This is a genomic window from Gemmatimonadaceae bacterium, assembly GCA_040882285.1.
Lineage (GTDB): Bacteria > Gemmatimonadota > Gemmatimonadetes > Gemmatimonadales > Gemmatimonadaceae > JACDCY01.
Genome location: JBBEBQ010000010.1, coordinates 17,650 through 41,434 on the forward strand (window position 1 = coordinate 17,650; position 23,785 = coordinate 41,434).

General features: G+C 66.9%; 19 protein-coding genes. 6 read left to right on the plus strand and 13 right to left on the minus strand.

Going from position 1 to position 23,785, the window contains the following annotated elements; translation table 11 throughout:
• Positions 1-60 precede the first annotated feature (60 nt).
• Positions 61-2,580, plus strand: a complete 2,520-nt coding sequence (gene lon, locus WEA80_05670) for an endopeptidase La (GenBank protein MEX1186056.1) — start codon at positions 61-63, stop codon at positions 2,578-2,580.
• Between the two features lie 81 nt (positions 2,581-2,661).
• Here lon and WEA80_05675 read toward each other — a convergent pair whose 3' ends face one another.
• Positions 2,662-3,303, minus strand: a complete 642-nt coding sequence (locus tag WEA80_05675; GenBank protein ID MEX1186057.1) for a pre-peptidase C-terminal domain-containing protein — start codon at positions 3,301-3,303, stop codon at positions 2,662-2,664.
• A 110-nt stretch (positions 3,304-3,413) separates the two neighbouring features.
• The gene (locus tag WEA80_05680; GenBank protein MEX1186058.1) at positions 3,414-5,453 is read right to left on the minus strand and encodes a PBP1A family penicillin-binding protein; all 2,040 of its coding nucleotides are present in this window, start codon (positions 5,451-5,453) and stop codon (positions 3,414-3,416) included.
• A 14-nt stretch (positions 5,454-5,467) separates the two neighbouring features.
• On the opposite strand from WEA80_05680, the gene WEA80_05685 reads away from it, so the two are divergent.
• Complete coding sequence (locus WEA80_05685) at positions 5,468-7,339, plus strand: NAD+ synthase (protein ID MEX1186059.1); 1,872 nt, start codon at positions 5,468-5,470, stop codon at positions 7,337-7,339.
• Positions 7,340-7,375: 36 nt separating this feature from the next.
• The gene (locus WEA80_05690; protein ID MEX1186060.1) at positions 7,376-8,836 is read left to right on the plus strand and encodes an aryl-sulfate sulfotransferase; all 1,461 of its coding nucleotides are present in this window, start codon (positions 7,376-7,378) and stop codon (positions 8,834-8,836) included.
• A 60-nt stretch (positions 8,837-8,896) separates the two neighbouring features.
• On the opposite strand, the gene WEA80_05695 is transcribed toward WEA80_05690, so the two are convergent.
• Positions 8,897-9,334, minus strand: a complete 438-nt coding sequence (locus WEA80_05695; GenBank protein MEX1186061.1) for a hypothetical protein — start codon at positions 9,332-9,334, stop codon at positions 8,897-8,899.
• Positions 9,335-9,486: 152 nt separating this feature from the next.
• On the opposite strand from WEA80_05695, the gene WEA80_05700 reads away from it, so the two are divergent.
• A complete protein-coding gene (locus WEA80_05700; GenBank protein MEX1186062.1) occupies positions 9,487-11,613 on the plus strand; it encodes a dehydrogenase E1 component subunit alpha/beta in 2,127 nt (708 codons plus the stop codon).
• 97 nt (positions 11,614-11,710) lie between these two features.
• Positions 11,711-12,136 (plus strand): hypothetical protein, encoded by a 426-nt coding sequence (locus WEA80_05705; protein ID MEX1186063.1) that lies wholly within the window; start codon positions 11,711-11,713, stop codon positions 12,134-12,136.
• Positions 12,137-12,207: 71 nt separating this feature from the next.
• On the opposite strand, the gene WEA80_05710 is transcribed toward WEA80_05705, so the two are convergent.
• From WEA80_05710 to WEA80_05730, 5 genes are all read right to left on the minus strand, one after another.
• On the minus strand, positions 12,208-13,887 hold the full coding sequence (locus WEA80_05710; protein ID MEX1186064.1) for an amidohydrolase: 1,680 nt from the start codon (positions 13,885-13,887) through the stop codon (positions 12,208-12,210).
• Between the two features lie 225 nt (positions 13,888-14,112).
• Positions 14,113-14,976, minus strand: a complete 864-nt coding sequence (locus WEA80_05715) for a hypothetical protein (GenBank protein MEX1186065.1) — start codon at positions 14,974-14,976, stop codon at positions 14,113-14,115.
• Positions 14,977-15,106: 130 nt separating this feature from the next.
• Complete coding sequence (locus WEA80_05720; protein MEX1186066.1) at positions 15,107-16,102, minus strand: TerC family protein; 996 nt, start codon at positions 16,100-16,102, stop codon at positions 15,107-15,109.
• Positions 16,103-16,141: 39 nt separating this feature from the next.
• Positions 16,142-16,483, minus strand: coding sequence for a hypothetical protein (locus WEA80_05725; GenBank protein ID MEX1186067.1), 342 nt, complete (start codon positions 16,481-16,483; stop codon positions 16,142-16,144).
• Between the two features lie 12 nt (positions 16,484-16,495).
• Complete coding sequence (locus WEA80_05730; GenBank protein ID MEX1186068.1) at positions 16,496-16,831, minus strand: (2Fe-2S) ferredoxin domain-containing protein; 336 nt, start codon at positions 16,829-16,831, stop codon at positions 16,496-16,498.
• A gap of 153 nt (positions 16,832-16,984) precedes the next feature.
• Here WEA80_05730 and WEA80_05735 point away from each other — a divergent pair, with 153 nt between their 5' ends.
• Positions 16,985-17,458, plus strand: coding sequence for an OsmC family protein (locus tag WEA80_05735; GenBank protein ID MEX1186069.1), 474 nt, complete (start codon positions 16,985-16,987; stop codon positions 17,456-17,458).
• A gap of 60 nt (positions 17,459-17,518) precedes the next feature.
• On the opposite strand, the gene rsgA is transcribed toward WEA80_05735, so the two are convergent.
• The 5 genes from rsgA to WEA80_05760 all read right to left on the minus strand — a co-directional run bounded on the left by rsgA (position 17,519) and on the right by WEA80_05760 (position 23,700).
• Positions 17,519-18,439, minus strand: coding sequence for a ribosome small subunit-dependent GTPase A (gene rsgA / locus WEA80_05740; GenBank protein ID MEX1186070.1), 921 nt, complete (start codon positions 18,437-18,439; stop codon positions 17,519-17,521).
• Positions 18,436-18,822 (minus strand): hypothetical protein, encoded by a 387-nt coding sequence (locus WEA80_05745; GenBank protein MEX1186071.1) that lies wholly within the window; start codon positions 18,820-18,822, stop codon positions 18,436-18,438. The genes rsgA and WEA80_05745 overlap by 4 nt, the downstream gene beginning before the upstream one ends.
• Before the next feature lie 3 nt (positions 18,823-18,825).
• Complete coding sequence (locus WEA80_05750) at positions 18,826-19,785, minus strand: proline dehydrogenase family protein (protein ID MEX1186072.1); 960 nt, start codon at positions 19,783-19,785, stop codon at positions 18,826-18,828.
• Between the two features lie 16 nt (positions 19,786-19,801).
• A complete protein-coding gene (locus WEA80_05755) occupies positions 19,802-21,451 on the minus strand; it encodes a M14 family metallopeptidase (protein MEX1186073.1) in 1,650 nt (549 codons plus the stop codon).
• Positions 21,452-21,525: 74 nt separating this feature from the next.
• Positions 21,526-23,700 carry a S9 family peptidase gene (locus tag WEA80_05760; GenBank protein ID MEX1186074.1) on the minus strand — a complete coding sequence of 725 codons (2,175 nt, stop codon included), beginning with the start codon at positions 23,698-23,700 and terminating at the stop codon, positions 21,526-21,528.
• Positions 23,701-23,785 lie beyond the last annotated feature (85 nt).

Here is a 23,785-nt window from a genome sequence, read left to right on the forward strand (position 1 = left end):
CAGTTACTAGTCACTAGTCACTAATCACTAATCACTGCCTCTGTGACTGAACGCCAGACAATGCCCGTCCTGCCCCTGCGCGGGACCGTGATATTTCCCGGACTCACCGCGCCGATAGCAGCGGGGCGCCCGGGGACTTTGCGGGCCATCGAGTCCGCCCTCAAGAAGGACCGCCTCGTCTTCGCCGTCGCCCAGCGCGACAACAGCGACGAGCCCACCGCCGACATCCTGTACTCGATGGGCGTCATCGCCAAGATCGGGCAGATCCAGCGCGGGCTCGGCGGCGTGCAGCTGCTGCTTCAGGGCGAGCAGCGCGCGACGGCGCTCCAGTACACCACCACCGAAGGCTTCCTCGCGGCGGTGGTGATGCCCGCCGAGGAGATGGTGCCGATCGATGAGAACGACCCCGCGTTCGTCGCGCTCGAGAAGGAGACGCGCGAGCGCGCCGCCGACCTCGGCGAGCGCCGCGGGCTGCCGGAAGAAGTCGTGCATCAGGTGCTGGAGTCGGTCACTGATCCGGGCCGCTTCGCGGATCTCGTGGCCGGCTACATCGATCTGCCCGTACCCGAGAAGCAGGGATTGCTTGAGACGCTGAGCGTCGAGGAGCGGCTCCGCCGCGTGCTCGTGCACATCCAGCGGCACGTCGGCCTGCTCGAGGCGCAGGAAGAGATCAAGTCGCAGGTGCAGGAAGAGCTGGGCGAGCGGCAGCGCGAGATGTACCTGCGCGAGCAGCTCAAGGCGATTCAAAAGGAGCTGGGCGACGACGACCAGGCCAAGGAGATCGTCGAGCTGCGCGAGAAGCTCACCAAGCTCGATCTTCCCAAGGAGGCGCGCGCGGAAGTCGAGCGCGAGCTCGGCCGGCTGGAGCGCGCGGGGCGCGAATCCATGGAAGCGCAGGTGATCCGCACGTACCTCGAGTGGATCGCCGAGCTGCCGTGGAACGAGCGCTCGGACGACCACCTCGACCTCAAGAACGCGGGCGAGGTGCTCGAGGAAGACCACTACGGCTTGAAGGACGTGAAGGATCGCGTGCTGGAGTTCCTCGCGGTGCGGCAGCTCCGCGCGGAGCAGCTCGCGCACGAAGTCGAGGAGGTCGGCGAGCTGCCGGCGTCCAAGCTCCAGCCCGTGAGGGACGAAGCCACGCCCGCGCTCAAGATCGGCGAGCTGGAGGACCGGTCCATCACCGACTCCAAGGAAGTGAAGTCGCGCGCGATGGCGAAGGGGCCGATCCTCCTGTTCGTCGGACCGCCCGGCGTCGGCAAGACATCAATTGCGAAGTCAGTGGCGCGCGCGCTCGGCCGCGAGTACGTCCGCGTCGCGCTCGGCGGCGCGCGCGACGAAGCCGACATCCGCGGGCACCGGCGCACCTACGTCGGCGCGATGCCCGGCCGCATCATCCAGGGGATGAAGCAGGCCGGCACCAAGAATCCGGTCTTCCTGCTCGACGAAGTCGACAAGCTCGGCGTGTCGTTCCAGGGCGATCCCGCGAGCGCGCTGCTCGAGGTGCTCGACCCCGCGCAGAACGACACGTTCACCGATCACTACCTCGGCGTGCCGTTCGACTTGAGCGAGGTGATCTTCATCGCGACCGCAAACCTGCAGCAGACGATCCCCGGTCCGCTGCTCGACCGCATGGAAGTCGTGGAGTTCGCGGGCTACACCGAGCGCGAGAAGCTCCAGATCGCGAAGAAGTACCTGCTCCCGCGGCAGCTCGAGGAGTCGGGACTCGCCGACAAGAAGATCGAGATCAGCGACGAAGCGATTGCGTCAATCATCTCGGGCCACACGCGTGAGAGCGGCGTGCGCCAGCTCGAGCGCCAGATTGGCGCGGTCGCGCGGAAAGTCGCGCGCAAGATCGCCGGCGGCGAGACCGTGCCCGAGAAGATCGAGGCCGACGAGGTGCGCGAGCTGCTCGGCAGGCCGAAGGTGCACCCCGAGCACGCCAAGGAACAGAACGAGATCGGCATCGCTACGGGCATGTACTACACGCCGATGGGCGGCGACATCATGTTCGTCGAAGCGTCGATCAGACGGTTCTATGGAAACCGCGCGAACGACAGCGAGCAGGTCGGTCCGAGCGGCGCGGTGTCGCTGATTCTCACCGGTCAGCTCGGCGACGTAATGAAGGAGTCGGCGCGGGCGGCGTTCACTTATGCCACGAACAACGCGTCGGATCTCGGCATCCCGCGCGACCGGCTGGGCGCGATCGAAGCCCACATCCACGTGCCGGCGGGCGCGATCCCGAAGGACGGCCCGTCAGCGGGCATCGCGATCGCCACGGCGCTCGTGTCGGAGATGTCGGCGCGCCCCGTGCGGCGCGACGTCGCGATGACCGGCGAGATCACGCTGCGCGGACGCGTGCTGCCGATCGGCGGGCTCAAGGAGAAGGTGCTCGGCGCGCACCGCGCCGGGATCACGACCGTGATCATCCCGAAGGCGAACGAGGCCGACGTCGAGGACGTGCCCGAGGAAGTGCGCGAGCTGCTGACCTTCCACCCGGTGGAGACGCTGAGCCAGGTGCTGGACATCGCGCTGGTGCAGCCGGAGGAGCCGGCGCAGCCGTTGGAAGCCGTGGCCTGATCCAGATCCGCTCGGCAGATAGCGCTAACGTAAAACGGGCCCCGCGACTTCGCGGGGCCCGTTGAGTTTCAACCTTCCAGCTTACGGCGTAATCGTAGCGACGAGGCTAACACCCGTGAACGCGACGTACGGGTCGATCATGATGAAGTACGTCCCAACCTGCGGAGGCGTGAACGTACACGTTTCGTTGTTTCCACCGGCCCACGGACGGCAGTCGAACTGAGTTAGCGTGGGGAGCGCTCCAAAGCGGACGTGGATGTCAGCATCACCGGTACCGCCCGACATGGCAATGGTGAGGTTCGTCGCGCCTGCAGGAACGATGACCTTGAAGTACGGCGGGTTGCCCGGCGTGCCGGAGATGCCCGTCCTTGCAACGCCGCTCGTGAGGGTCGGAACCGCGGTCACGGTGACATTGGACGAGATGATCGTACCGTCGGATGTGGAGGTCGCGCTGATCGCAGTGGTTCCGGCACCGACGCCCGATACGAGGCCGGCAGCGTTGACGGTCGCGATCGTAGCGTCCGAGCTGGACCACGTAACGTCTGATGCGGCGATTCCCGTCACACCGATCTGTGTGGTTGCGCCCTGGAGAATGCCTACGGAGCGGGGAGTGGTCTCCCAGGGAAGGATGTCAATCCCGGTCGGCTCGTCGTCGCTACAACCGGCGATGACGAAGGCCGCAAGCATCAAGCTGGCACAACGAGTGACGATACGATTCGACATACGGTTCGACTCCTGGGGGGGTTGCCTCGAGGCCCACGCTCGACCCATACGAGCGCGCGCTACAAAACTGGTTCGTCAATGTAGAACGGAATTCGGCAAGCGGCAAGCAGTTATTGCAGGGGGCCCCGTTCCAGGACCCTCCAGGGGTCCAGCCGGAGGACCTCGGGCTCGGTGCCCTCCACGAAATACTCAGTGTAGCGGCGATCCGCGGGGGTCAACTCGCCGGCGAGCAGCCCTGTCCCCCGCTCGGCCGTGGCCGAGATGACGCCCGGCGGGGGCGTCCAGCTCTGTCCGGGGCCCCTGGACCGGTACATGGTGGCCACAATTCGCCCCCAAGCAGGGGCGGCCAGGGTGCCACCCGCCGCGGCCCCGCTGATCGGCGTAGGCCGGTCGAACCCGAACCAGACACCGGCCACAATGTCCGGTGTCAAACCGATGAACCAGGTGTCCGTATTGTCGTTGGTCGTGCCGGTCTTGCCGGCTACCGGGACCGTCGCCGGAACGAACCGGCGGACGCTGGTGGCCGTTCCCCGGTCCACCACGTCCCGCATCATCTCCCGGACCACGAAAGCCACCCGGGCGTCCATGGCCGGGGCGAGGGCCTGAACGGGGGCGGAATGCACCGTCCGGCCCCGGCTGTCCTCGATCCGGTGGATGAAGCGCGGCTCGACCGGCGTGCCCAGGTTCGCGAAAGCCGTGAAAGCCGCGACGATGTCGAGCGGTTGGACGACCGAGGCCCCGATAGCGCTGGCCGGCCCGGGCGTGATCGGGGAGCTGATCCCCATCCTCCGCGCCATCGCGATGACGGAGTCCATCCCCATCTCGACGGCGAGCTGTACCGCCACGACGTTGCGCGACCGCGCCAACGCGTCGCGCAGGGTCATCGCTCCCATAAACCGGCGGTCGGAGTTCTGCGGCCGGTAGTAAGTGCCGTTCGTCAGCCGGAACGAGACGGCAGTGTCCTGCACGATCGTGAGCGGGGTGAGCGCCTGATTGATCGCCGCGGCGTACACGATGGGCTTGAACGCCGAGCCGGGCTGCCGCTCCCCGTCCACGGCCCGATCGAACTGCGAATCCTCGTAGTCGCGCCCTCCCACGAGCGCGCGCACGTCGCCGTTGGACGGATCGATCGCGACGGCGACGCCCTGCAGGTAATTCGGCGTGCCGCTCCTGTGGCTCGCCCGGGTCGGGTGCCTGTAGCCGGGCCACGCCTCGAACGCCGACGCTTCCGCTTCGATCGCGGCCACTGCCGCGTTCTGGAGATCCGGATCCAGCGCCGTGTAAATGCGATACCCGCCGTTCATCACAGGGATTCCCGCGCGCGTCGCCTGCACCCGCACGACGTTCACGAAGTTCTGCGCGGGCGCCGACATACCCCGGTTCGGCGCGAGCGCGAGCAGTGTGCTCTGCGCGGCGCGCGCCGCCGCGGCCGAGATGTACCGCTGCTCGGCCATGAGCCGGAGCACCACGTTGCGCCGGGTCCGCACGCGGTCCGGGTTCCGCAGCGGATCGAATACCGCCGGCCCCTTGGGTACCGCCGCGAGCGTGGCGGCCTCGGCCAGAGTGAGCTGCGCTGCGGGCTTGCCGAAGTAGTGCCGGGACGCGACCTCGATCCCGAACCAGCCGTGTCCGAAGGCGATCTGGTTCAGGTACGCCTCGAGGATCTGCTGCTTGTTGTAATGCCGCTCCATCTCCCGCGCCGCTTGCTGCTCGCGCACCTTGCGGCCGATCCCGGGGTCGGACCGGTCAATGATGTCGGGGTGCATGTTGCCCACGAGCTGCTGGGTGATCGTGCTTGCGCCGCGGCGCTCGCCCAGCAGGTTGTCCTTGAGCGCGCCCGCGATGCCGACGACGTCCACGCCGTCGTGCTGATAGAAGCGCTGGTCTTCCACGGCGACGAACGCCTGCCCCACGTACGGCGGGAGCGAGGACAGAGCTATGGACACGCGCCGCTCGCGGCCGATCTCTCCGATCATCGAGCCGTCGCGCGCCAGCACCAGCGAGGCCTGCGGCGGCGTGATGATTTGCCATGGCTCGCGCTGCTGCGCGCCCGCGGCGTGCGGGAGCGCGAGGATTCCGGCGGCGATAGCCGCCACGAGTCCCGCGGTCCTGCGATTTGTCCGCACAGGTGCGAAGGGTGGAAGCGTCATGTAATGTTCGGCCAATGCATTCACTAGTACACCTGGCGGCGGTACAGTTCAAACCGCGCAAGGGTGATTACGCCGGCAGCCTCGAGCGGCTGGGGCCCGTCTTTGCCCAGCTCGACGAGCTGGACCCCCGGCCCGAGCTCGTGCACTTCGCGGAGACCGCGCTCACCGGCTACTTCGTGGAAGGCGGCGTCCGCGAGGTCGCCGTCACCGCGGGGACGCTCGCGGCCGACCTCCACAAAGTGTACACCGACGTCACGGGCGGCGCGCGTACGCTTGACGTCGCGCTGGGCTTCTACGAGCTGTTCCGGAACTCGCTGTACAACAGCGCGCTGTACGCCACGCTCGGCGGCGACGCGCCGGTCGTCCGGCACGTGCACCGAAAGCTCTTCCTCCCGACGTACGGGCTGTTCGACGAGGAGCGCTTCGTGGACCGCGGGCTCGAGCTGCGCGCGTTCGACACGTCCGTCGGCCGCGTGGCGATGGTCGTGTGCGAGGATGCGTGGCACAGCTTCATGGGGACGGTTGCGGCTCTCGACGGGGCTCGACTCCTGTTGATTCACTCGGCGTCTCCGGGACGCGGCCCCTGGCAGCGCGAGCCGGAGGAAGCGCCCGCGCCGGGACCGGCCACGCTCGACCGCTGGGACCGGCTCGCGCGCGACATCGCGGAGGAGCACGGCATGTACGTCTCCGTCGCGCAGCTCGTCGGCAGCGAGGGCGGCAAGCTGTTGACGGGCGGCTCCGTGCTCGTCGGGCCCAAGGGAGACATCCGCGCGCGCGGCCCCGTCTGGGACGAGGGGATCGTGAGCGTGACAGTGGACATGACCGACGTAACCAAGGCGCGCTCGGACATGCCGCTCCTGAGCGACTTCGAGACGCTGCTGCCGCACATGCTGGAGAACGTGCAGCGCATCAAGCGCGGTGACCCGGTCGAGCTCGAGTACGACAAGGCGAAAAAGAAGCCCACCGCGAAGAAAGCGGTGAAGCCGGCGAAAGCCGACAAGGGTGCGGTAGCCGGAAACGGGAAGAAGAAGGGCGGCCTCAAGGTCACCCGCGTGATCGAGCGCCCGCTCGCTCCGCCGCCGATCGACATCGACCCGAAGCTGACGACGGAGTGGCTCGTGGCCTTCATCCGGGACGAGATGGAGCGCCGGCGCTTCAGCAAGATCGTCGTCGCGCTGTCCGGCGGGGTCGATTCAGCCTGCTCCACCTACCTCGCCGCCCGCGCGCTCGGCCCGGAGAACGTCATCGCCGTGCGCCTTCCTTATAGAACGTCGAGCCCGGAGAGCCTGGCGCACGCACAGCTCGTGATCGACGATCTCGGGATCGCGTCCGAGACCATCGAGATTACGGGGGCCGTGGACGGCTACTTCGCGCACGAGCCCGAAGCCGATCCGACGCGCCGCGGCAACGTCATGGCGCGCGTGCGCATGATCGCGCTGTTCGACATGTCGGTGAAGTACTGCGCGTTGCCCATCGGCACGAGCAACAAGACGGAGCGGCTGCTCGGATATTTTACCTGGCACGCGGACGACAGCCCGCCGATAAATCCGCTGGGCGACCTGCTCAAGACGCAGGTGCTGACGCTCGCGCGCTACCTCGGCGTGCCCGAGGAGATCGTCGCGAAACCTCCCACGGCCGATCTGGTACAAGGACAGACCGACGAAGGCGACATGGGGATCACCTACGCCAAGGCGGACGAGATCCTCAACTGGCTCGTCAGCGGCTACCGGCCGGAGGAAGTCGTTTCGCGCGGGTACGACGCAGCCGAGGTGGAGGTGGTGAACCGGCGGCTCTCGTCCACGCACTGGAAGCGCCGGCTTCCGACGGTCGCGATGCTCAGCACCGCCGCGATCGGCGAGTCGTATCTGCGACCCGTCGATTACTGATTGAGTTCGAATTTCCCCCAGGAGTTATCTGAAGTGATGGCGATCCGGTACCGGCTTGGCTTTCTGCTTGCGCTCGTTTTTCTCGCCGGGTCGTGTGACGACCCCGCGGAGCCGCTTCCCTCGGGCGTGCTGTCGGTCTCCATAGATAGCTCGGCCGGCCCGATCATCCGGGTGGCAACGATAACGCTGGAGCGGCCGGCGCCGGTCGACGTCGTGTACGGTGCGCCCGACACTCCCACTCTCCGGATCACAGCCGATTCACAGGCCAGCGTGTATCGCATCGTACTGCCGCGGCTGCGAGCGGACAGCAAGTACCGCCTGCAGGTGGGGATTCCCGAGGAAGGCGGGGTCCACGAAACGACCTTCGGAACTGCGCCGCTGCCGGCCGACCTCGCGCGGATCGAGCTGACGATTACAGGCGAGCCGACTTATCCGGTCTCGCTGATCGAGATCGCCGGCGCCCCGCCGGGGGAGTTCACCGGCCTGCTGATGGTCGAGCAGGGCGAGATCGTGGGCTACATGCACGTGCCGGGGTCGCTGTTCGGAATGACGAGACGCGCGAACGGCGACATCGGTCTCATGCACCCGCTCGTGGGACTCGTGGTACAGCGCCTGGACGGCACCGTCGTTCATCAGCTGCCCTCGTCGAGCTCGAGCACCGCCTACGGCCGCATTCACCACGACCTCACAGCGACGCCATCTAATACGATCCTTTTCATCGCGGCGGACGTCCAGACAGTGGATGGTGTTGCGGTCACGGGCGAAGCGCTGTGGGAGTGGAGCCCGGAAGCGGGGACGGTCGTGAAGCGCTGGAGCGCATTCGATCATCTCGACTGGCGAACCGAGCGCGGTCGCGAGAGCACGCGGTCCAACGCCGGCAACTGGCTGCATGGAAATGGAATCCAGTACGGTCCGCGCGGCAACGTGATAATGTCGCTGCGCAACATCAATCAGGTGATCTCCATCGCGCCGGATTTCCAGTCGGTGGAGTGGAAGCTCGGCGGGGACAACCCCACTCTGGCCGTTCCCGACGGCGACAGGTTCTTCGGACAGCACTACGTCTCGGAGCCGAAGCTCAACCACTTGCTGGTGTACGACAACGGCTTCGAGCGGCCGGGGTGCGTGGATCCGCCGAGCGCGCCGTGCTACACCCGGGCCATCGAGTATGTGATCGATCGCACGGCGAATACCGCGACCAAGGTGTGGGAATACCGGCACTTCCCGGATATTTTCGCCGCGCTGGTCGGCTCGGTGCGCCGGCTGCCGAACGGAAATTCAGTGGTGCTGTTTGGAATGAGCGTGCAGAACCAGTCGACGGGACCAATTACCGCCGTCGAAGTGAACGACGCCGGCCAAGTTCAGTGGCGGCTGACCGTGCCGGATACCGATGTAGCGTTCCCGCAGAACACGCCGGGTCGGCCGGGGCCGCCGAGCCGCCTCTACCGCCTCACGCCAATCGCGTCACTCCTCGGCGAGGTTCGTGCTTCGTTTCGCTGATTCGATTGTCCAGCGTCCCTGGAGTCCGTCGTCGATATCACCGATCCTGACGCTTCGGAGCTACTGCTCGACCATCCGGCACTCGCCGCCCGAGAGCGCGAGCGGCGCCGGCATGCGGAATTCGCACGTGGACGCGAGCTGATACTTGCGGTTGTAGGCGTTCTCGGCCACGACGATTTCGTCGAGCTTTCTGAACAGCGCTACCGAGTCCGTGCCCGTGGAGCAATACGCCAGGTAATACCGCGGGCCGCCGCACGCGCGATTCCCCACCGGAGCGGTCCGGCACTGCGACACAGTAGCGCAACCGGAGACTTTCGCGATCGCCTTCGCCTGGTCCTCGAGCCGGAGGATCGCCGCCCAGTCCGCCTCCTGTGTGCCCGGCTGCGCGCCCGCCGGCGGCGGCGTGGAATCACCGGGTCCCGCGCCGTTGGGTGGCGGTTGTACGCAGGCGGACAGGATGAGCGCCGCAACGAAGTAGAGGCTGGTTGATTTCGTCATATGGTCATCGAAGTTGGCGGCTGAATAGCCGGAAGCGTTCAGCGGGCAGCTCGCAGCTTGTCAGTCGGCGGTTGCCTTTGGCGGTATCGGCGCATATTCCCGGCCACTCCGTCGTAGCCCGCGCCCTCGCTCATTCACTATTTTTCAAGACAATGGCCACCCGAGCAATCCCGGAGCGCAAATCCGCGCCCAGGTCCGAGGCGCCGCCCGCGCTGAGCCGCGAGCAGCTCGTCGCCGCCTACCGCAACATGCTCCTGTCGCGCAAGATCGACGACAAGGAAGTCCAGCTGAAGCGGCAGAACAAGATCTTCTTCCAGATCTCCGGCGCCGGGCATGAAGCGGTACTGACCGCCGCGGGCATGCTGCTCAAGCCGGCGTACGACTGGTTCTACACCTACTACCGCGATCGCGCGCTCTGCCTCCACCTGGGAGTCACCCCCGCGGAGATGCTGTACGAGGCAGTGGGCGCGGCGATAGATCCCGCCTCGGGCGGGCGGCAGATGCCCAGCCACTGGGGCCACAAGGACTACAACATCGTGTCCTCGTCGTCGCCCACCGGCACGCAGTTCCTGCAGGCGGTCGGCTGCGCCGAGGCGACGCTGCGCGCGCGGCTCATCGGAATCACCGAGGGCTTCCAGAAGGACGAGGTCGTGTACGTCTCGACCGGCGAAGGCACGACCAGCGAAGGCGAGTTCTGGGAATCGCTCAACACGGCGTGCAACCTCAAGCTGCCGGTGCTCTACCTGGTGGAGGACAACGGCTACGCCATCTCGGTGCCGGTCGAGGTGCAGACCGCCGGCGGCAGCGTCTCCCAGCTGGTCCGCTCCTTCCCCGGCCTGCTCGTCGACGAATGCGACGGCTGCGACTTCCTCGCGAGCTACGCCACGCTGTCCAGGGCGGTCGACCACGTCCGCAACCGGAAGGGGCCCGCGCTGGTGCACGCGAAGGTCATCCGCCCGTACTCGCACTCGCTGTCCGACGACGAGAGCATGTACCGTCCGGCCGCCGAGCGCGAGTCCGACGCCGCGCGCGATCCCGTCACGCACTTTCCGAAGTGGCTGGTGGAGCAGGACCATGCGACGGACGAGGCCATCGCGAAGATCCAGGAAGAGGTGGACGCGCTGATCCTCGAAGCCACCGATGACGCGCTGGCGCAGCCGCAGCCCACCGAAGACACCGTACACTTCGGCGTGTACTCGCCGTCGGTCGATCCCACCAGCGAGCAGTTCGACACCGAGGACGATCCGCAGTTCAGCGGCGACCCGACCACGATGGTGGACCTGCTGAACGCGTGCATGAAGGACGAGATGCGGCGCGACGAGAAGATCCTGCTGTTCGGCCAGGACGTCGCCGACGTGTCGCGCGAGGAGTACGCCGGCAAGGTCAAGGGCAAGGGCGGCGTCTTCAAGGTGACCTGGGGGCTGCAGAAGGAGTTCGGCGGCCACCGCGTGTACAACTCGCCGCTCGCCGAGGCAAACATCGTCGGCCGCGCGATCGGCCTCGCCACGCGCGGCTTCAAGCCCGTCGTCGAGATCCAGTTCTTCGATTACATCTGGCCCGCGTACATGCAGCTCCGGAACGAGCTGGCCACGATGCGCTGGCGCTCCAACAACAATTTCTCGGCGCCCGTGGTTGTGCGGGTGACGTACGGCGGCTACATCCGCGGCGCCATCTACCACTCGCAGACCGGCGCGTCGCTGTTCACGCACTGCCCCGGGTTGCGGGTGATGTGCCCGGCTACCGCGCTGGACGCGAACGGGCTGCTGCGCACCGCGATCCGCTGCGACGATCCGGTGATCTTTCTCGAGCACAAGCACCTGTACCGGCAGACGTACAACAAGAGCGCGTATCCCGGGCCGAACTTCATGATTCCGTTCGGCAAGGCGCGGATCGTCCGCGAGGGAACGGACGTCACCGTCGTGACCTACGGCGCGACCGTGCAGCGTGCGCTCACCGCGGCGAACGCGGTGGCCGACCAGGGGATCTCCGTCGAGCTGATCGACCTGCGCTCGCTCAGCCCGTGGGACCGCGAGACGGTGTTCGCCTCGGCGAAGAAGACCTCGCGGGTGATCGTAGCGTACGAGGATTCGCTCTCCTGGGGATACGGCGCCGAGATCTCCGCCGCGATCGCGGACGAGTGCTTCGCCTGGCTGGACGCGCCGGTGAAGCGGGTCGCATCCACCGACACGTTCGTCGGTTACGCGCCCCAGCTCGAGGACGCGATCCTCCCGCAAGTCGCCGATTTCAAGCGCGCGTACGAGGAAATCGCCGGCTACTAGCCGCCGCGCACGCCACTACACACGCGTTTTCTCTTGACCTGAGCTTCCGCCAGGGCGATATGTGTTGCCCCAAGTACCCAACCTCTGGAGGGACTCGGTGGGCAACATCAATTGGAGCAGGGTTCTGATCGGCGGGCTTGTCGCGGGGATTCTGTTCCTCGGCTTCGACGTGCTCGGCTTCATGCTCATGAACATGGACATGGACGCCTGGCTCGCTCAGCACGCGCTGACCGAGCCGCCGATGTGGGTCATTTACCTGACCGACATCCTGTTCGGCTTCCTGGCGGTGTGGTTGTACGCCGCGATCCGGCCGAGGTTCGGGCCGGGCTGGAAGACCGCCGCGATCGCGGCCGCCTTCATGTGGATCTGCTTCGCGCTGGCCTACTTCAGCTTCCACATGATGGGGCTGTTCACGCAGGGCGACTACATGATGATCGCCGGATGGTGGCTCGTCGCGGTCTTCGTCGGGACGCTTGCCGGTGCGTGGCTGTACCGCGAAGGAGGAGTAACGGCGCGGATGTAGCCGCCAGGACACGCGAGAGAAACGCCGCGGAGCCGAATGCTCCGCGGCGTTTTTTGTGGCTGCCGGGGCCGCTACCTGCCGCGCTCGAACACCACGCGCCCGCCGACGACAGTCAGCATCACCCTCGCGTCCCGAATGCTCTCGGGAGCGATGCGCGTGATGTCGCGATCGATCATTACTATGTCGGCGAGCCTGCCCGGCGAGAGCTCGCCCTTTTTTCCCTCGGCGAACTCCGCGTACGCCGAGCCGGTCGTGTAGGCGCGCAGCGCGTCTTCCACGGTGATTTTCTGCTCCGGCACCCAGCCGCCGGGATTGCGGCCGTCGAGAGTGCGGCGTGTCACAGCCGCGTAGATGCCTTCCAGCGGAGTGGGCGGAGCCACGAACCAGTCGCTGCCGAACGCGAGCGCCGCGCCGGCCTCGAGCAGCGACCGGAAAGCGTACGTGGTCCGCGAGCGCTCGACGCCGATGACCTTGTCCGCCCAGCGCCCGTCGTCGATCGCGTGATACGGCTGCATGCTCGGTAGCACGCCGAGCTGCGCGAACCGCGGGAAGTCCCGCGGCGCGATGTGCTGTGCGTGCTCGATGCGGAAGCGGCGGTCGCGCGCGCCGTTCTCGCGGGCCACCCGCTCGAAGACGTCGAGCTGCAGCGCGATCGCGCGGTCGCCGATGGCATGCACCAGCACATGCAGTCCCGCGCTATCGGCATTCTTCGTCCACGTGTAAAGATTCTCCGGCGTGTTCACCAGCAGCCCGCGATCGTTCGGTGCGTCGGTGAACGGCTCGAAGAACGCCGCCGTGTGCGAGCCGAGTGATCCGTCCACGAATCCCTTGAGCGCCCCGATGCGCAGCCAATCATCGCCCGTTCCGGCCGCCGCGATCGTGTCCCGCAGGCGGGCCCAGGAGGAGAGCGGCACCGCCGCGTAAATCCTGGTGCGCAGCCCGCCGCGCGCGTGCGCGCGCCTGAACACGGCCAGGTCGCCCCAGCTGCCCACGTGATGCACCGAGGTCACGCCCTGCTCGGCGACGTGCGCCATGGCAGCGTCGAGCGCGCGATCGTTCATGACGTCCGACGACGGCGGCTGCGCGCGCCCCACCAGCGACGTCGCGTTGTCCTTGAACAGGCCGGTCAGCTCGCCGGCAGCGTCGCGCACGATCGTCCCGCCCGCGACGTCGCGCACCTCGCGCGTGACGTTGGCGGCGCGCAGCGCCGCGGTGTTCGCCAGCGACATGTGCCCGTCGAGCCGGTTGATCCAGACCGGATTGTTCGGCGTCACCGAATCGATCCAGTCGCGGCGCGGGAGCTCGCCGCCCCACTGTTCGTGGTCCCAGTTCCCCTCAATGATCCACGTACCCGCGGGTACCGTCGCCGCGAAGGCTTTGATGCGCGCGATGAACTCGGCCGGCGTCGCCGCGTCGCGGAGCTGGACCGACGCGAGACCCCGGCCGCCGTCGAGGAAGTGGATGTGCGAGTCGATGAAGCCGGGAGCCACGAGCCCGCCGCGCGCGTCGATCACTCTCGTATCGGGACCAACCAGCGCGTTGATGTCGGCGTCGGAGCCCACGGCGACGATCCTGTCGCCGCTGACAGCGAGAGCGGTCGCCCACGGGTGCGCGTTGTCGCCGGTCCACACGCGTCCGTTGGTGATCGCGAAAGTCGCCGGTTCGCGCGGCGTCACCGCGACGGCGCAACCGGCGAGGGCGATTCCGAAAACGAGTCCGGCGACGAGGTGCGCGGCACGCAGGGCGTTCACTCCTTGTTCTTGATGAGTGCCTGGCTCTCAGGCAAATCTACAGTGCCTCGACGCCTGTCGATCCACACCTGGATTTCATTGGGAACGAACATGTTGTCGGCGATGGCGGCAATCTCTTCCGTATCGCGCGGAGAACGCCCGCTCGCACTCCTCGATCGCTTCCCACCGCTCGCACCCCCGGCAGACAACCCACAGCCGCCCCTTCGCCGCGTCGTGATATTCCTGCTAGTTCACGTCGGGCCCGCCCACCATCGGCATCTCCATCTCCGTGTACCCTTCGGGAATCGCGAACATGGCGAGCGGGACGCTCTCCCGCTTGATGTTGGAGAGCCGAGTCGTCGTCGTTTGCACCGGCTCGCCGCCCTCGGTCACTCCGGTCACGCGATCGACCTGCCGGAGCGCGAGTCCGCGTGGCGCGGCACGAATGAGCTTCTCCATCTCAGCCGTGGAGGCCGAATCGGCCCAGGGCATCCCGGACATCGCCGACCTGAACCCGCGCGTGTCCCGGAGCGGGTCCGAGTAATCGCTCAGCTCCTCCGCGAAATCGCCCTCGGACTCCACGTGCATCGACTCACTTACGTGTTCGCCCATCATCGTGATCGACATCGCGATGTCGGCGCTGACCTTGTAGCGCTTCGTCGCAAAGCCGGAGATCGTCTCTCCGGCGCCGAGGGTATCCACGACGATGTTGGTCACGGAGAAAGTCATCGCCGGCTTCTCCGGCATCGCCTCCATCATCTCCTTGAGCTGCTCCATCATCCTGCTGGGATACATGAACTCCTTCGTGTCGTGCATCACCAACGCGACCGTGGGAGCGTCGCTGGAATCGTGGACGATTATCGAGACGTTGTCGCCGTCCATCCCCGGCATCGGCGTGCCCGGCATCCCGCCCCGCAAATCGAGTCGCGTGCGCTTCCCCGCTATCCAGCCGCGCCCGGTCTGATGGCTGCCCGCCGTTGAATCGCCGGTATTCACGGTTACGTCGAAGGTGAGTCCCGCCGTCTCCTGGGCTTCGGACGGCCCGGCCACCAGCGCCCCGGCAAGAGAAGCCGCCGCGGCCAAGCGCCGCCATTCAAGAAATCTTCGCACAACTGCCTCGTGTGTTATTGATCGATTCGCCGACAGGGCGCCGAACGAATATCGGGGTCTGACGGATAACCGCCAGAGTCATTTGAGCGTCACACGCCCGTGATCGAGGCGCCGGACAGAGCCGAAGGCTCTACTCGTCCTTGCGGGACTCGGCTGGCTCGTCGTGACGGTGCTGTCCGAGCTTCGCCAACGGGGGGATGGAGGGCAGGTCGTGCCGCGGCCAGCGCAGCGACGCGACCACCGAGACGGCCAGCACCAGGGCGACGACCCCGAGCGACACGCCGATGGGAATGTGCACGAACTGCTCGCCCAGCATCTTCAGGCCGATGAACACCAGGACGACGGACAAGCCGATCTTGAGATAGTGGAACTTGTCCACGATCCCCGCGAGCACGAAATACAGCGCCCGCAGGCCGAGCACCGCGCACACGTTGGACGTGTACACGATGAACGGGTCCCGGGTGATGGCGAAGATCGCCGGAATCGAATCGGTCGCGAATATCACGTCCGTGGTCTCGACCAGCACGAGCACGATGAACAGCGGCGTGGCCGTGAGCCGCGGCGCACCGGTCTCGTCCGGCGCGCGGATGAAGAACTTCTGGCCGTGGTACTCGGGCGTTACCGGAACCACCTTCCGCACGAGCCGGAGTATCGGGTTCTCCTCCGGATCGTACTGGTCCCCGGCCTTCTGCAGCGCCATCCGCACGCCGGTGAACACCAGGAACGCGCCGAAGATGTAGAGAATCCACTCGAACCGTGAGACCAGCACGGCGCCCGCTCCGATCATCGCTCCGCGCAGGAGCAGCGCGCCCATGATCCCCCACAGCAGCACCCGGTGCTGATACTGCATGGGGATCCTGAAGTACCCGAAGATCAGGACGAACACGAAGATGTTGTCGACCGAGAGCGCGTACTCGATCAGGTATCCGGCCAGGAACTCCAGTCCCGACGTCGTTCCCATGAAGCGGAACACGAACAACGAGAAGGTGAGCGACAGCCCAACCCAGAGCGCGCTCCACGCGCCGGCCTCCTTGAGCGAAACGTGCCGCGGCCGGCGGTGGAAGACGAGCAGGTCCACCGCGATGAGCGTCAGCACGACGGCATTGAAGCCGACCCAGCCCCACACGTTGGTCAACCGCGGACTCCCCGGCCGGGCGAGGTCAGGCTAGCGTCTCGTCTCGAGCGCGTCGCGCACGTCGAGCAGGATCTCGAAATACAGCTGCTCGCGGCGGTAGGCGAAATCCAGCGTGGCCATCTGCGAGTCGTCACCGGACGCGCGCGCTCTCTCGAACGCCTCGCGGTACATCTCTTCCAGATTCGTCAGGATCTTGTCTCGGCTTCGCGGCATACGGGTCTTCTCTATCGCGTTGGGTGTGAGGCGTGGAACTTCGTCGCCATGCGGGCCCGAGACCGCGTCCTCGAGGAAGCGCTCGGGGTCCTTGTTATCGAAGATGTATTTACGGGCCGCGCTGAGTACGAGGCGGCGTGGATTGGGCGGCTGCGGCAAGTTGGGCTCCGGTCAGGAGTCGAAAGCTAGCCGATGGAAGACCGCTTCCTCCACGATGCGCCCGTGCTTGAGGTGGTCGACGACGATCCGCTCGAGCAGCTCGTCGGTGACTCCGGCGTACCACACGCCCTCCGGGTACACGACCACGATCGGCCCGCCGGCGCAGACGCCGAGGCACGGCGTCTCGCCGCGCTTCACCCGCGCGGGACCGAACAGCAGCCCTTCGCGCTGCAGCAGCAGGGCCAGCCTGGCGTACAGCGCCCGCCCGCGCCGATCGGGAGAGCAGAATTCGCCCGTGCAAATGAGCACGTGACGGGAATAGGGCTCCATGGCGGGCGTCGGCGGCATCGGGAAAAAGATAGCTGGCAGCTGGCACCGGCAGCTGGCAGCTAGCAGCGAACGACTCCCCGACAGCCATTCGCGCAGCGCTTAGGTTTCATAGTCTGCAGCTAGCAGTTGGCTGCTCGCTGCTAGCTGCCAGCTTTCTCTCGAGTTCTCCCCATGCCTACGACTCCGCAGGGCGACGGCAACTCGGCGCCGCCCGCCGCCACGAACACAGCTCAGCCGCCCGCGACTGTCACGGTCACCTGGGACGGCGACCAGCGTTTCGATGCCGGCCGGCCGGACAGCGAGACGATCCACCTCGACGGGCGGGGCAAGACCGGCCCCAGTCCAGTGGACGCTCTGCTCGGGTCCATCGCGGCTTGCGCGGGAATCGATGTCGTGGAGATCCTGGCCAAGCGCCGCACGCCCGCGAGCTCCATGAGAATTGAAGTGACCGGCGAGCGCGTCACGACGATCCCGAAGCGGCTCAAACACGTGACGCTGCACTTTCAGATCGAAGGCGCGGGCATCGACCGCGAAAACGCGGAGCGCACGATCGATCTCTCGATCAACAAGTACTGCTCCGTGCGCAGCTCGCTCCGGCCGGACGTGCCGGTAGAGTGGACACTTGAACTGGTGACTAGTGACTAGTGACTGGTGACTAGTAACGACTGGTAGCGCGTAGTGTCGTTTCTAGTCACCAGTCACTAGTCACCATTTCTTAGGGCTTTCCTCCAGCTCCGCGCGCAGCCGCGCATAGCTGTCGTACCGGGCCGCGCTGACCTTGCCCGCCTCCACCGCGTCGCGCACCGCGCAGCCGGGCTCCACCAGGTGCGAGCAGTCCCCGAACCTGCACTCGCCCAGGTACGGTCGGAATTCGGGGAAGCACCGGTCCAGGTCGTCGGACGCGAGCTGCCACATGCCCACCTCGCGCAATCCCGGGGAGTCGACCACGTAGCCGCCGTCCGGCAGCGGGTGCATCACCGCGCCGACCGTCGTGTGCCGCCCCTTGTTCACCGACTCGCTGATCTCGCCGATGCGCAGATTCAATCCCGGGAACATCGCGTTCAGCAGGGACGACTTGCCGACTCCGGACGGACCGCTGAAGATCGACGACAGGCCGGCGAGGGAATCGTGCAGCGTGTCGAGCCCCGCCCGTGTCTTGGTACTGGTGTAGTGCACCGCGTAGCCCGCGCGCTCGTAATCGGCGAAGGTGCGCGCGGCTTCGGCTTCGGGCACGAGGTCCACCTTGTTCACGACGACCCGGGAGATCAGCTCGTTCGCCTCCGCGATCACGAGAAACCTGTCGAGCATCCGCGTGTGCGGCTCCGGCTTGGCCGCCGCGAACACGACGACGACCTGGTCCACGTTGGCGGCGACCACGCGCTCGCCGTAGCCAGAGCCCGGCTCACGGCGCGCCAGCCGCGACCTGCGCGGGTGGATCGCCGAGATCGCCCACGCGCCGCCCGGATCCTGCTCGACTTCCACCTCGTCCCCAACCGCGATCTTCGTCACGGTGGTTTTCTTCAGCCGTCCGCGCAGCGACGCCTCGCGCACTTCGCCGTCGCTCGTCCTCACGTGCCAGATCCCGCCGGTCCCGCCGAGCACGTCTCCTACGAGCGTACCGCTCACGCTTCGTCGCTCTCGTCACGCATCGCTTCCCACCACGGACGTCCCGCGGACCGCTGCTCGAGCCGGGCATCCAGCAGGCGGCGCACGTCCTGTAGCGTGAGCCCGCCTATCTCACGCAGCACGTCGGCCTCGGAGCCGGTCGCCAGATACCCGGTCTCGACATGCCCCGACGCGACGGGATCTCCCGCCCGCCAGCGGACGAACAGCAGGTAACCGGCTACGGCTCCTTCCCCCGACTCCGGAGCGGGATCGGTCACGATCTCCGCGCTGTACGACGCTCCATCGGCGCCCTCGAACGCCGCCGGCCGCGCGTGCACCGCCATGTAGCCGCCGAGAGTGTTGGGATCACCCTTCGAGAAGTCGCCGGGAAGAAACTGTCCCACCAGTCAGCGCCGCGGCTTGCGGCGGCGGCGCGAGACCCCGCCCACCATCTCGCGCAGCATGCTGCCGGTGAGAAACGCCACGTTCGCGGGACGCTCGGCGAGTCGCCGCATGAGATACGGATACCATTGCGTGCCGAAGGGGACGTACACGCGCAGCCGGTATCCTTCCTCGATCAGCTGATCCTGCAGGTCGCGCCGGACGCCGTACAGCATCTGAAACTCGAACCGGTCGACCGCGATCCCCTGCTCCATGGCAAACCGCTTCGTCTCGTCGATTATCGCCTCGTCGTGCGTCGCGATGCCGGGGTAGTTTCCGCGCGTGAGCAACAGCCGCATCGCGCGAACGTAGCTGTCGTCCACGTCCTTCTTGTCCGGAAACGCGACGGTATCCGGCTCCTTGTAGGCGCCCTTGCACAGGCGGACGCGCGCGCGCAGGCGGATCGCGTCCTCGACGTCGGCCATGGTGCGGTAGAGATAGCTCTGCAGGACGATTCCGACGTGCTCGCGAAAGCACGGATACAGCCGGTCCTCGAACATGTCGAGAGTGCGCTGCGTGTACGCGCTGCTCTCCATGTCGACCCGCACGAACGTAGCGTGATCCCGCGCGCGCGAGAGTACCTCGTGCATGAGCAGCAGGCACAGCTCCCCGGACACGTCCAGCCCCATCCCCGTGAGCTTGAGCGACACGTTCGAGTCCACGCCCACGCTCGCGATGCGGTCGAGCAGCTCGGCGTACTGCCGGGCCGTCTGCTTCGCCTCGGCTTCGTTGTGCACGCTCTCGCCGAGGAGGTCGAGCGACGCCGTGATTCCGCGGGCGTTGAGCGAGCGCACGGCGCTCATCGCCGTGTCGAGCGTCTCGCCCGCGACGAACCGGTTCGCGAACGCACGCGCGAGCCGGTTGCGACGGACGAAGCTGAAGATCTGCTGTTGTTCGGAGAGGTAGAGCAGCGCGCCGCGAAGCATCAGGCGGATGGTTGCGTCATCGTGTCGTTGGCGTTCCCGGCCCGGACGCGATCCGCGCGACCGGAAACACAGATCCGGCGGCGAGACCCGGAAAATGATTCCAGGTGACGAGACCGTCGTCGCTCTCGGGCTCGAGCAGATATACCGCCAGCCGGCCGAGCGGCTGATCCGTCGCGACAAAGTAGGAGCCGGCCGGGATGGACTCGGTGCTCGTGGACCAGCGGCCGGTCACGCGCTCCTCCCGGTGTCCCTCGAACGGCCGCGGCGCGCGGATCACTGAATCGATGGTGAACAGCTCCAGCGGCGCGACTCGCGGGCTGGCGAGTCGCTCGACCGCGATGCCGTGGGCCGCGAGCAGCTTCAGCACCGCGGGAGGATCGCCCACGATGACGTACCCGCTGCGGACGTTGACGCTCAGCGTCGGATCGAACCGGTCGAACACGGGCATCTTCACCGCACGGAAATTCCCCGTGCGCCTTCTTCCCCGCGGCACACCCGGCTCCGTCCGGCTGGAGTCGCCGGTGCCCACGATGTCCTCGACGATCACGTCGGCCACGACCGGCGACCGAGTGAGCCGGGACCGGATCGGCACCACCTGGCCCGCACCCTGCGCGGCGGCCATCGCGCGCAGCCGCTCGATCTCGGCCGCGCGCTCGGCGGTGAGCGAGAGGATCTCGCGCACGAATGCGTCCGTGGACGCCACTCTGCGCGCGAACGGATCATGCGAGTACGCCTCGCTCAGGATTCCGATCCCGTTCCGCATTCCATAGTAGTTCGTGGAGTAGCGCGGCCTGTGATCGTACGTCGCCCAGCCTTCGGCCGCCTGCGTCGGGGCGGCGAGCGCGCGCTCGTCGGTGAGAAAGTTGCCGTAGTCGAACGTCTCGAAGCCGCGGCGCGCGCGCATCCGCTCCCGCAGCAGCGGGAGCCACACGCCCTGCGCGTAGCTCGCCAGCGGCGCGGCGGGCGTGAGGGGAGGTGAGTACGTGAGCGCGTAGCCGTGGTAGCTGCCGTTGGTCGTGTGCAGATCGACGAACACGTCGGGGTCCCACTCCCGGAACATCGCGAGCGACCCGCGCGTCTCCGGCGCCTCCGCCTTCACGTAATCGCGATTGAGGTTCAGCTCCAGCGCGCTGGCGCGTCCGCCCACGAGCTGCGGGCCGTTCTGCGAGGGGCGATTCCTCTCCCGCGGTCCCACCGCCTCGTTCCCGTCGGCGTTGTAGATCGGCACGGCGATGAGCACGATCGAGTCGAGCACGTTGCGCCGCTGCTCGAACACGAGATCGCGCACCAGCGCCTGTAGCACTTCCTTTCCCTCGACTTCGCCCGCGTGGATGTTGCCCTGCACGTACGCGATGGGCCTGCCCAGTCTTCGCGCTTCCTCCGCCGTCCGCACGAGCGGACGCGAAGCGATGACGTACGGTATCTCACGTCCCTGCGTGGTCCTCCCGATGCTGCCGACGGCTATCGGCGCGCCGAGCTTCTGCAGTGAATCGATGAACGCGACGACGTCCGCGTAGCGCGAGGTCTCGGTGTAGCCGCTCCGCTCCGCGCGCGTCTGCGGCAGCAGCGCGCGGTCGACGGCGGCCGGAAGCGGCGCCGAGCCGCTTGCGGTGACGAGTGTCTGCGGCGCGCAGCCCCACGCTGCGCCTGCCGCGATCGCAAACACGGCTCCTCGAGCCCGAGAGAATGTCAAACCGCGGGTGCGCGCCCCCCTGGGCAGCACCCGCGCGCGCACCAAACTCACAAATTCTCGAGAATGAACCGCGTGAAAGTGTCGTAGAGGTGGAGCGTAGCGCCAGCGCCCGAGATCGAGTGGGTCTTGTTCGGATACAGCATCATGTAGAACGGCTTGCGCGCGAACTGCAGCTTCTGCGCGAATTGCAGGGTGTTCTGCGAATGCACGTTGTCGTCACCCGTCCCGTGCACGAGCAGCAGCCGCGCGGTGAGGCCGTCCACGTGATTCAGCGCCGCGGTCGCGCGGTACCCCTCCGGGTTTCCCTCCGGAGTCCACATGTATCGCTCGGTGTAGATCGTGTCGTACAGGCTCCAGTCCGTCACCGGCGCGACCGACAGCCCCGTCTTGAAGACGTTGCCTCCGCGCGTCGTGGAGAGGAGCGTCATGGTGCCGCCGCCGCTCCACCCCCAGATGCCGATGCGGCTCGCGTCGCCCCAGCTCTGCCGTCCTATCCACCGCGCGGCCGCGATCTGGTCGTCCGACTCGAGCGTGCCGACGCGGTATTGCGTCATCTTCCGGAAGTTGCGTCCCCGCATCGCCGCGCCGCGGTTGTCCACGCTGACCACCACGTACCCCTTCTGCGCCAGCATCTGGTGCCAGAGGAACCGGGAGCTGCCCCACGCGTCGCCGACCGTCGGCGACGCCGGCCCGCCGTACACGTACATCAGCACCGGGTGCTTCCTGGTGCTGTCGAACTGCGGCGGGACTATCCGGTACGCATCGAGCATCGTCGCGCCGTCCGCCGACGGAATGCGAAGGAAGGTCACCCGACTCAGTCCCAGGCGCGCGACCCTGGTCCGCAACGTGTCGTTCGTCACCAGCGTCCGCACCGTCCGCAGCGACGGGACCTCGACGAGCCGCGCCACGGCCGGTGTGTTGATGTCGGAGTGCGTCATCACCGCGTAGCGGCTGTTCGGTGCGAGATTCATCGAGTGCCAGCCGCGCGCGGACGTGATCTGCTGGCCGCGGCCGGCGCGGAGCGCATAGCGGAAAATGTGGCGCTGCGTCGGAGTCGGGGCCGCCTGCTGCACGTACAGCTCGCCGCGGGTCTCGTCCAGTCCCACTATGTTGGTGACGTCGCTGCCGTCGCTCGTCACCTGTCGAATCAGCCGGCCCGACCGGTCGTACAGGAATACCTGCCGCCAGCCGGTGCGATCGCTGATCCAGAGGAACTGCCGGTCGTCGTTGAGCCACACGGGCTCCTGCACGTCCACGTACGCGGAATCCGAATCGGTGAGGATCAGCCGCGACCCGTCCCTTGTCACGCTCGCGGCGACGAGATCGACCCGGTTCTGCTTGCGCGGCAGACGCTGAAAGACGACGGAGTCGTTGCCCAGCCATTCCATCCGTGGAACGTACGAGTCCGGCTCGCCGCCGGTGCTTATCCAGCGCGTGCTGCCGGTCGCGACGTCGATCACTCCGATCCTGATGTCGGCGTTCCGCTCGCCCGCCTTGGGGTACTTGAAGGTGGTGAACGACGGATACAGCTGCGTCTCGTCTATCAGAGAGAACGGCTTGACCGCCGTCTGGTCGAAGCGCCAGAACGCGATCCGCCTGCCGTCGGGGCTCCAGCGGAACGCGTCGCGCAGCCCGAACTCCTCCTCGTACACCCAGTCCGTGGTCCCGTTGATGATCTCCGGGCTGCCGTCGCGCGTCAGCGCGCGCTCCTGTCCCGTAGCGAGATCCGTCACGTAGATGTTGTTGTTCCGGACGAACGCGGCGTGTTGGCCGTCGGGCGACAGCTTGCCGAACATGATCAGCGTGTCGACGCGCGTCACCGGAATCAGCTTGCGCGAAGCGACGTCGAAGACGTGAAACCGGCCGCGTGAATTCGCTCGCCACACCCGCTCCGAGCTGTGGAAGATCAGCGCGCGCGTCTGGTCCCCCGACCAGATGACGTCCTCGATGTCCAACCGCTTTCCATCCTCTCCCACGAAAGCCGCCGCGTCGACGAGCAACGTGCTCCGCCCGCTTCCTATGTCCACCATGTGGAAGCTTCCTTCCCGCACGTCCACGTAGTTCGCCTCGTTGCCGAGCCAGTGCAGCGTCGGCGACGGCTGCGCGCGGAACTCCGCGGAGTTGAAGATCCTGTCGACGGTGAGCTCGGTGGGGCTTTGCGCCCCCGCAACCGGCGCGGCGAGCACGAGGGAAAGAATCGACAGCTTCAGAACGCGACGCATGTAGTACCTGCTGTTGAAGTGTTGGTATGAATAGTAGGAGGCGGAGCCCTCAGAAAGCAGCGCAGTTACTAGTCACTAGTCACTA

Bases quoted from the DNA above. Each gene is read 5' to 3' on its own strand.
- WEA80_05675 (MEX1186057.1), bottom strand. From the start codon at position 3,303: ATGTCGAATCGTATCGTCACTCGTTGTGCCAGCTTGATGCTTGCGGCC.
- lon (MEX1186056.1), top strand. From the start codon at position 61: ATGCCCGTCCTGCCCCTGCGCGGGACCGTGATATTTCCCGGACTCACC.
- WEA80_05700 (MEX1186062.1), top strand. From the start codon at position 9,487: ATGGCCACCCGAGCAATCCCGGAGCGCAAATCCGCGCCCAGGTCCGAG.
- WEA80_05760 (MEX1186074.1), bottom strand. From the start codon at position 23,700: ATGCGTCGCGTTCTGAAGCTGTCGATTCTTTCCCTCGTGCTCGCCGCG.
- WEA80_05695 (MEX1186061.1), bottom strand. From the start codon at position 9,334: ATGACGAAATCAACCAGCCTCTACTTCGTTGCGGCGCTCATCCTGTCC.
- WEA80_05690 (MEX1186060.1), top strand. From the start codon at position 7,376: ATGGCGATCCGGTACCGGCTTGGCTTTCTGCTTGCGCTCGTTTTTCTC.
- WEA80_05730 (MEX1186068.1), bottom strand. From the start codon at position 16,831: ATGCCGCCGACGCCCGCCATGGAGCCCTATTCCCGTCACGTGCTCATT.
- WEA80_05750 (MEX1186072.1), bottom strand. From the start codon at position 19,785: ATGCTTCGCGGCGCGCTGCTCTACCTCTCCGAACAACAGCAGATCTTC.
- WEA80_05680 (MEX1186058.1), bottom strand. From the start codon at position 5,453: ATGACGCTTCCACCCTTCGCACCTGTGCGGACAAATCGCAGGACCGCG.
- WEA80_05735 (MEX1186069.1), top strand. From the start codon at position 16,985: ATGCCTACGACTCCGCAGGGCGACGGCAACTCGGCGCCGCCCGCCGCC.
- WEA80_05685 (MEX1186059.1), top strand. From the start codon at position 5,468: ATGCATTCACTAGTACACCTGGCGGCGGTACAGTTCAAACCGCGCAAG.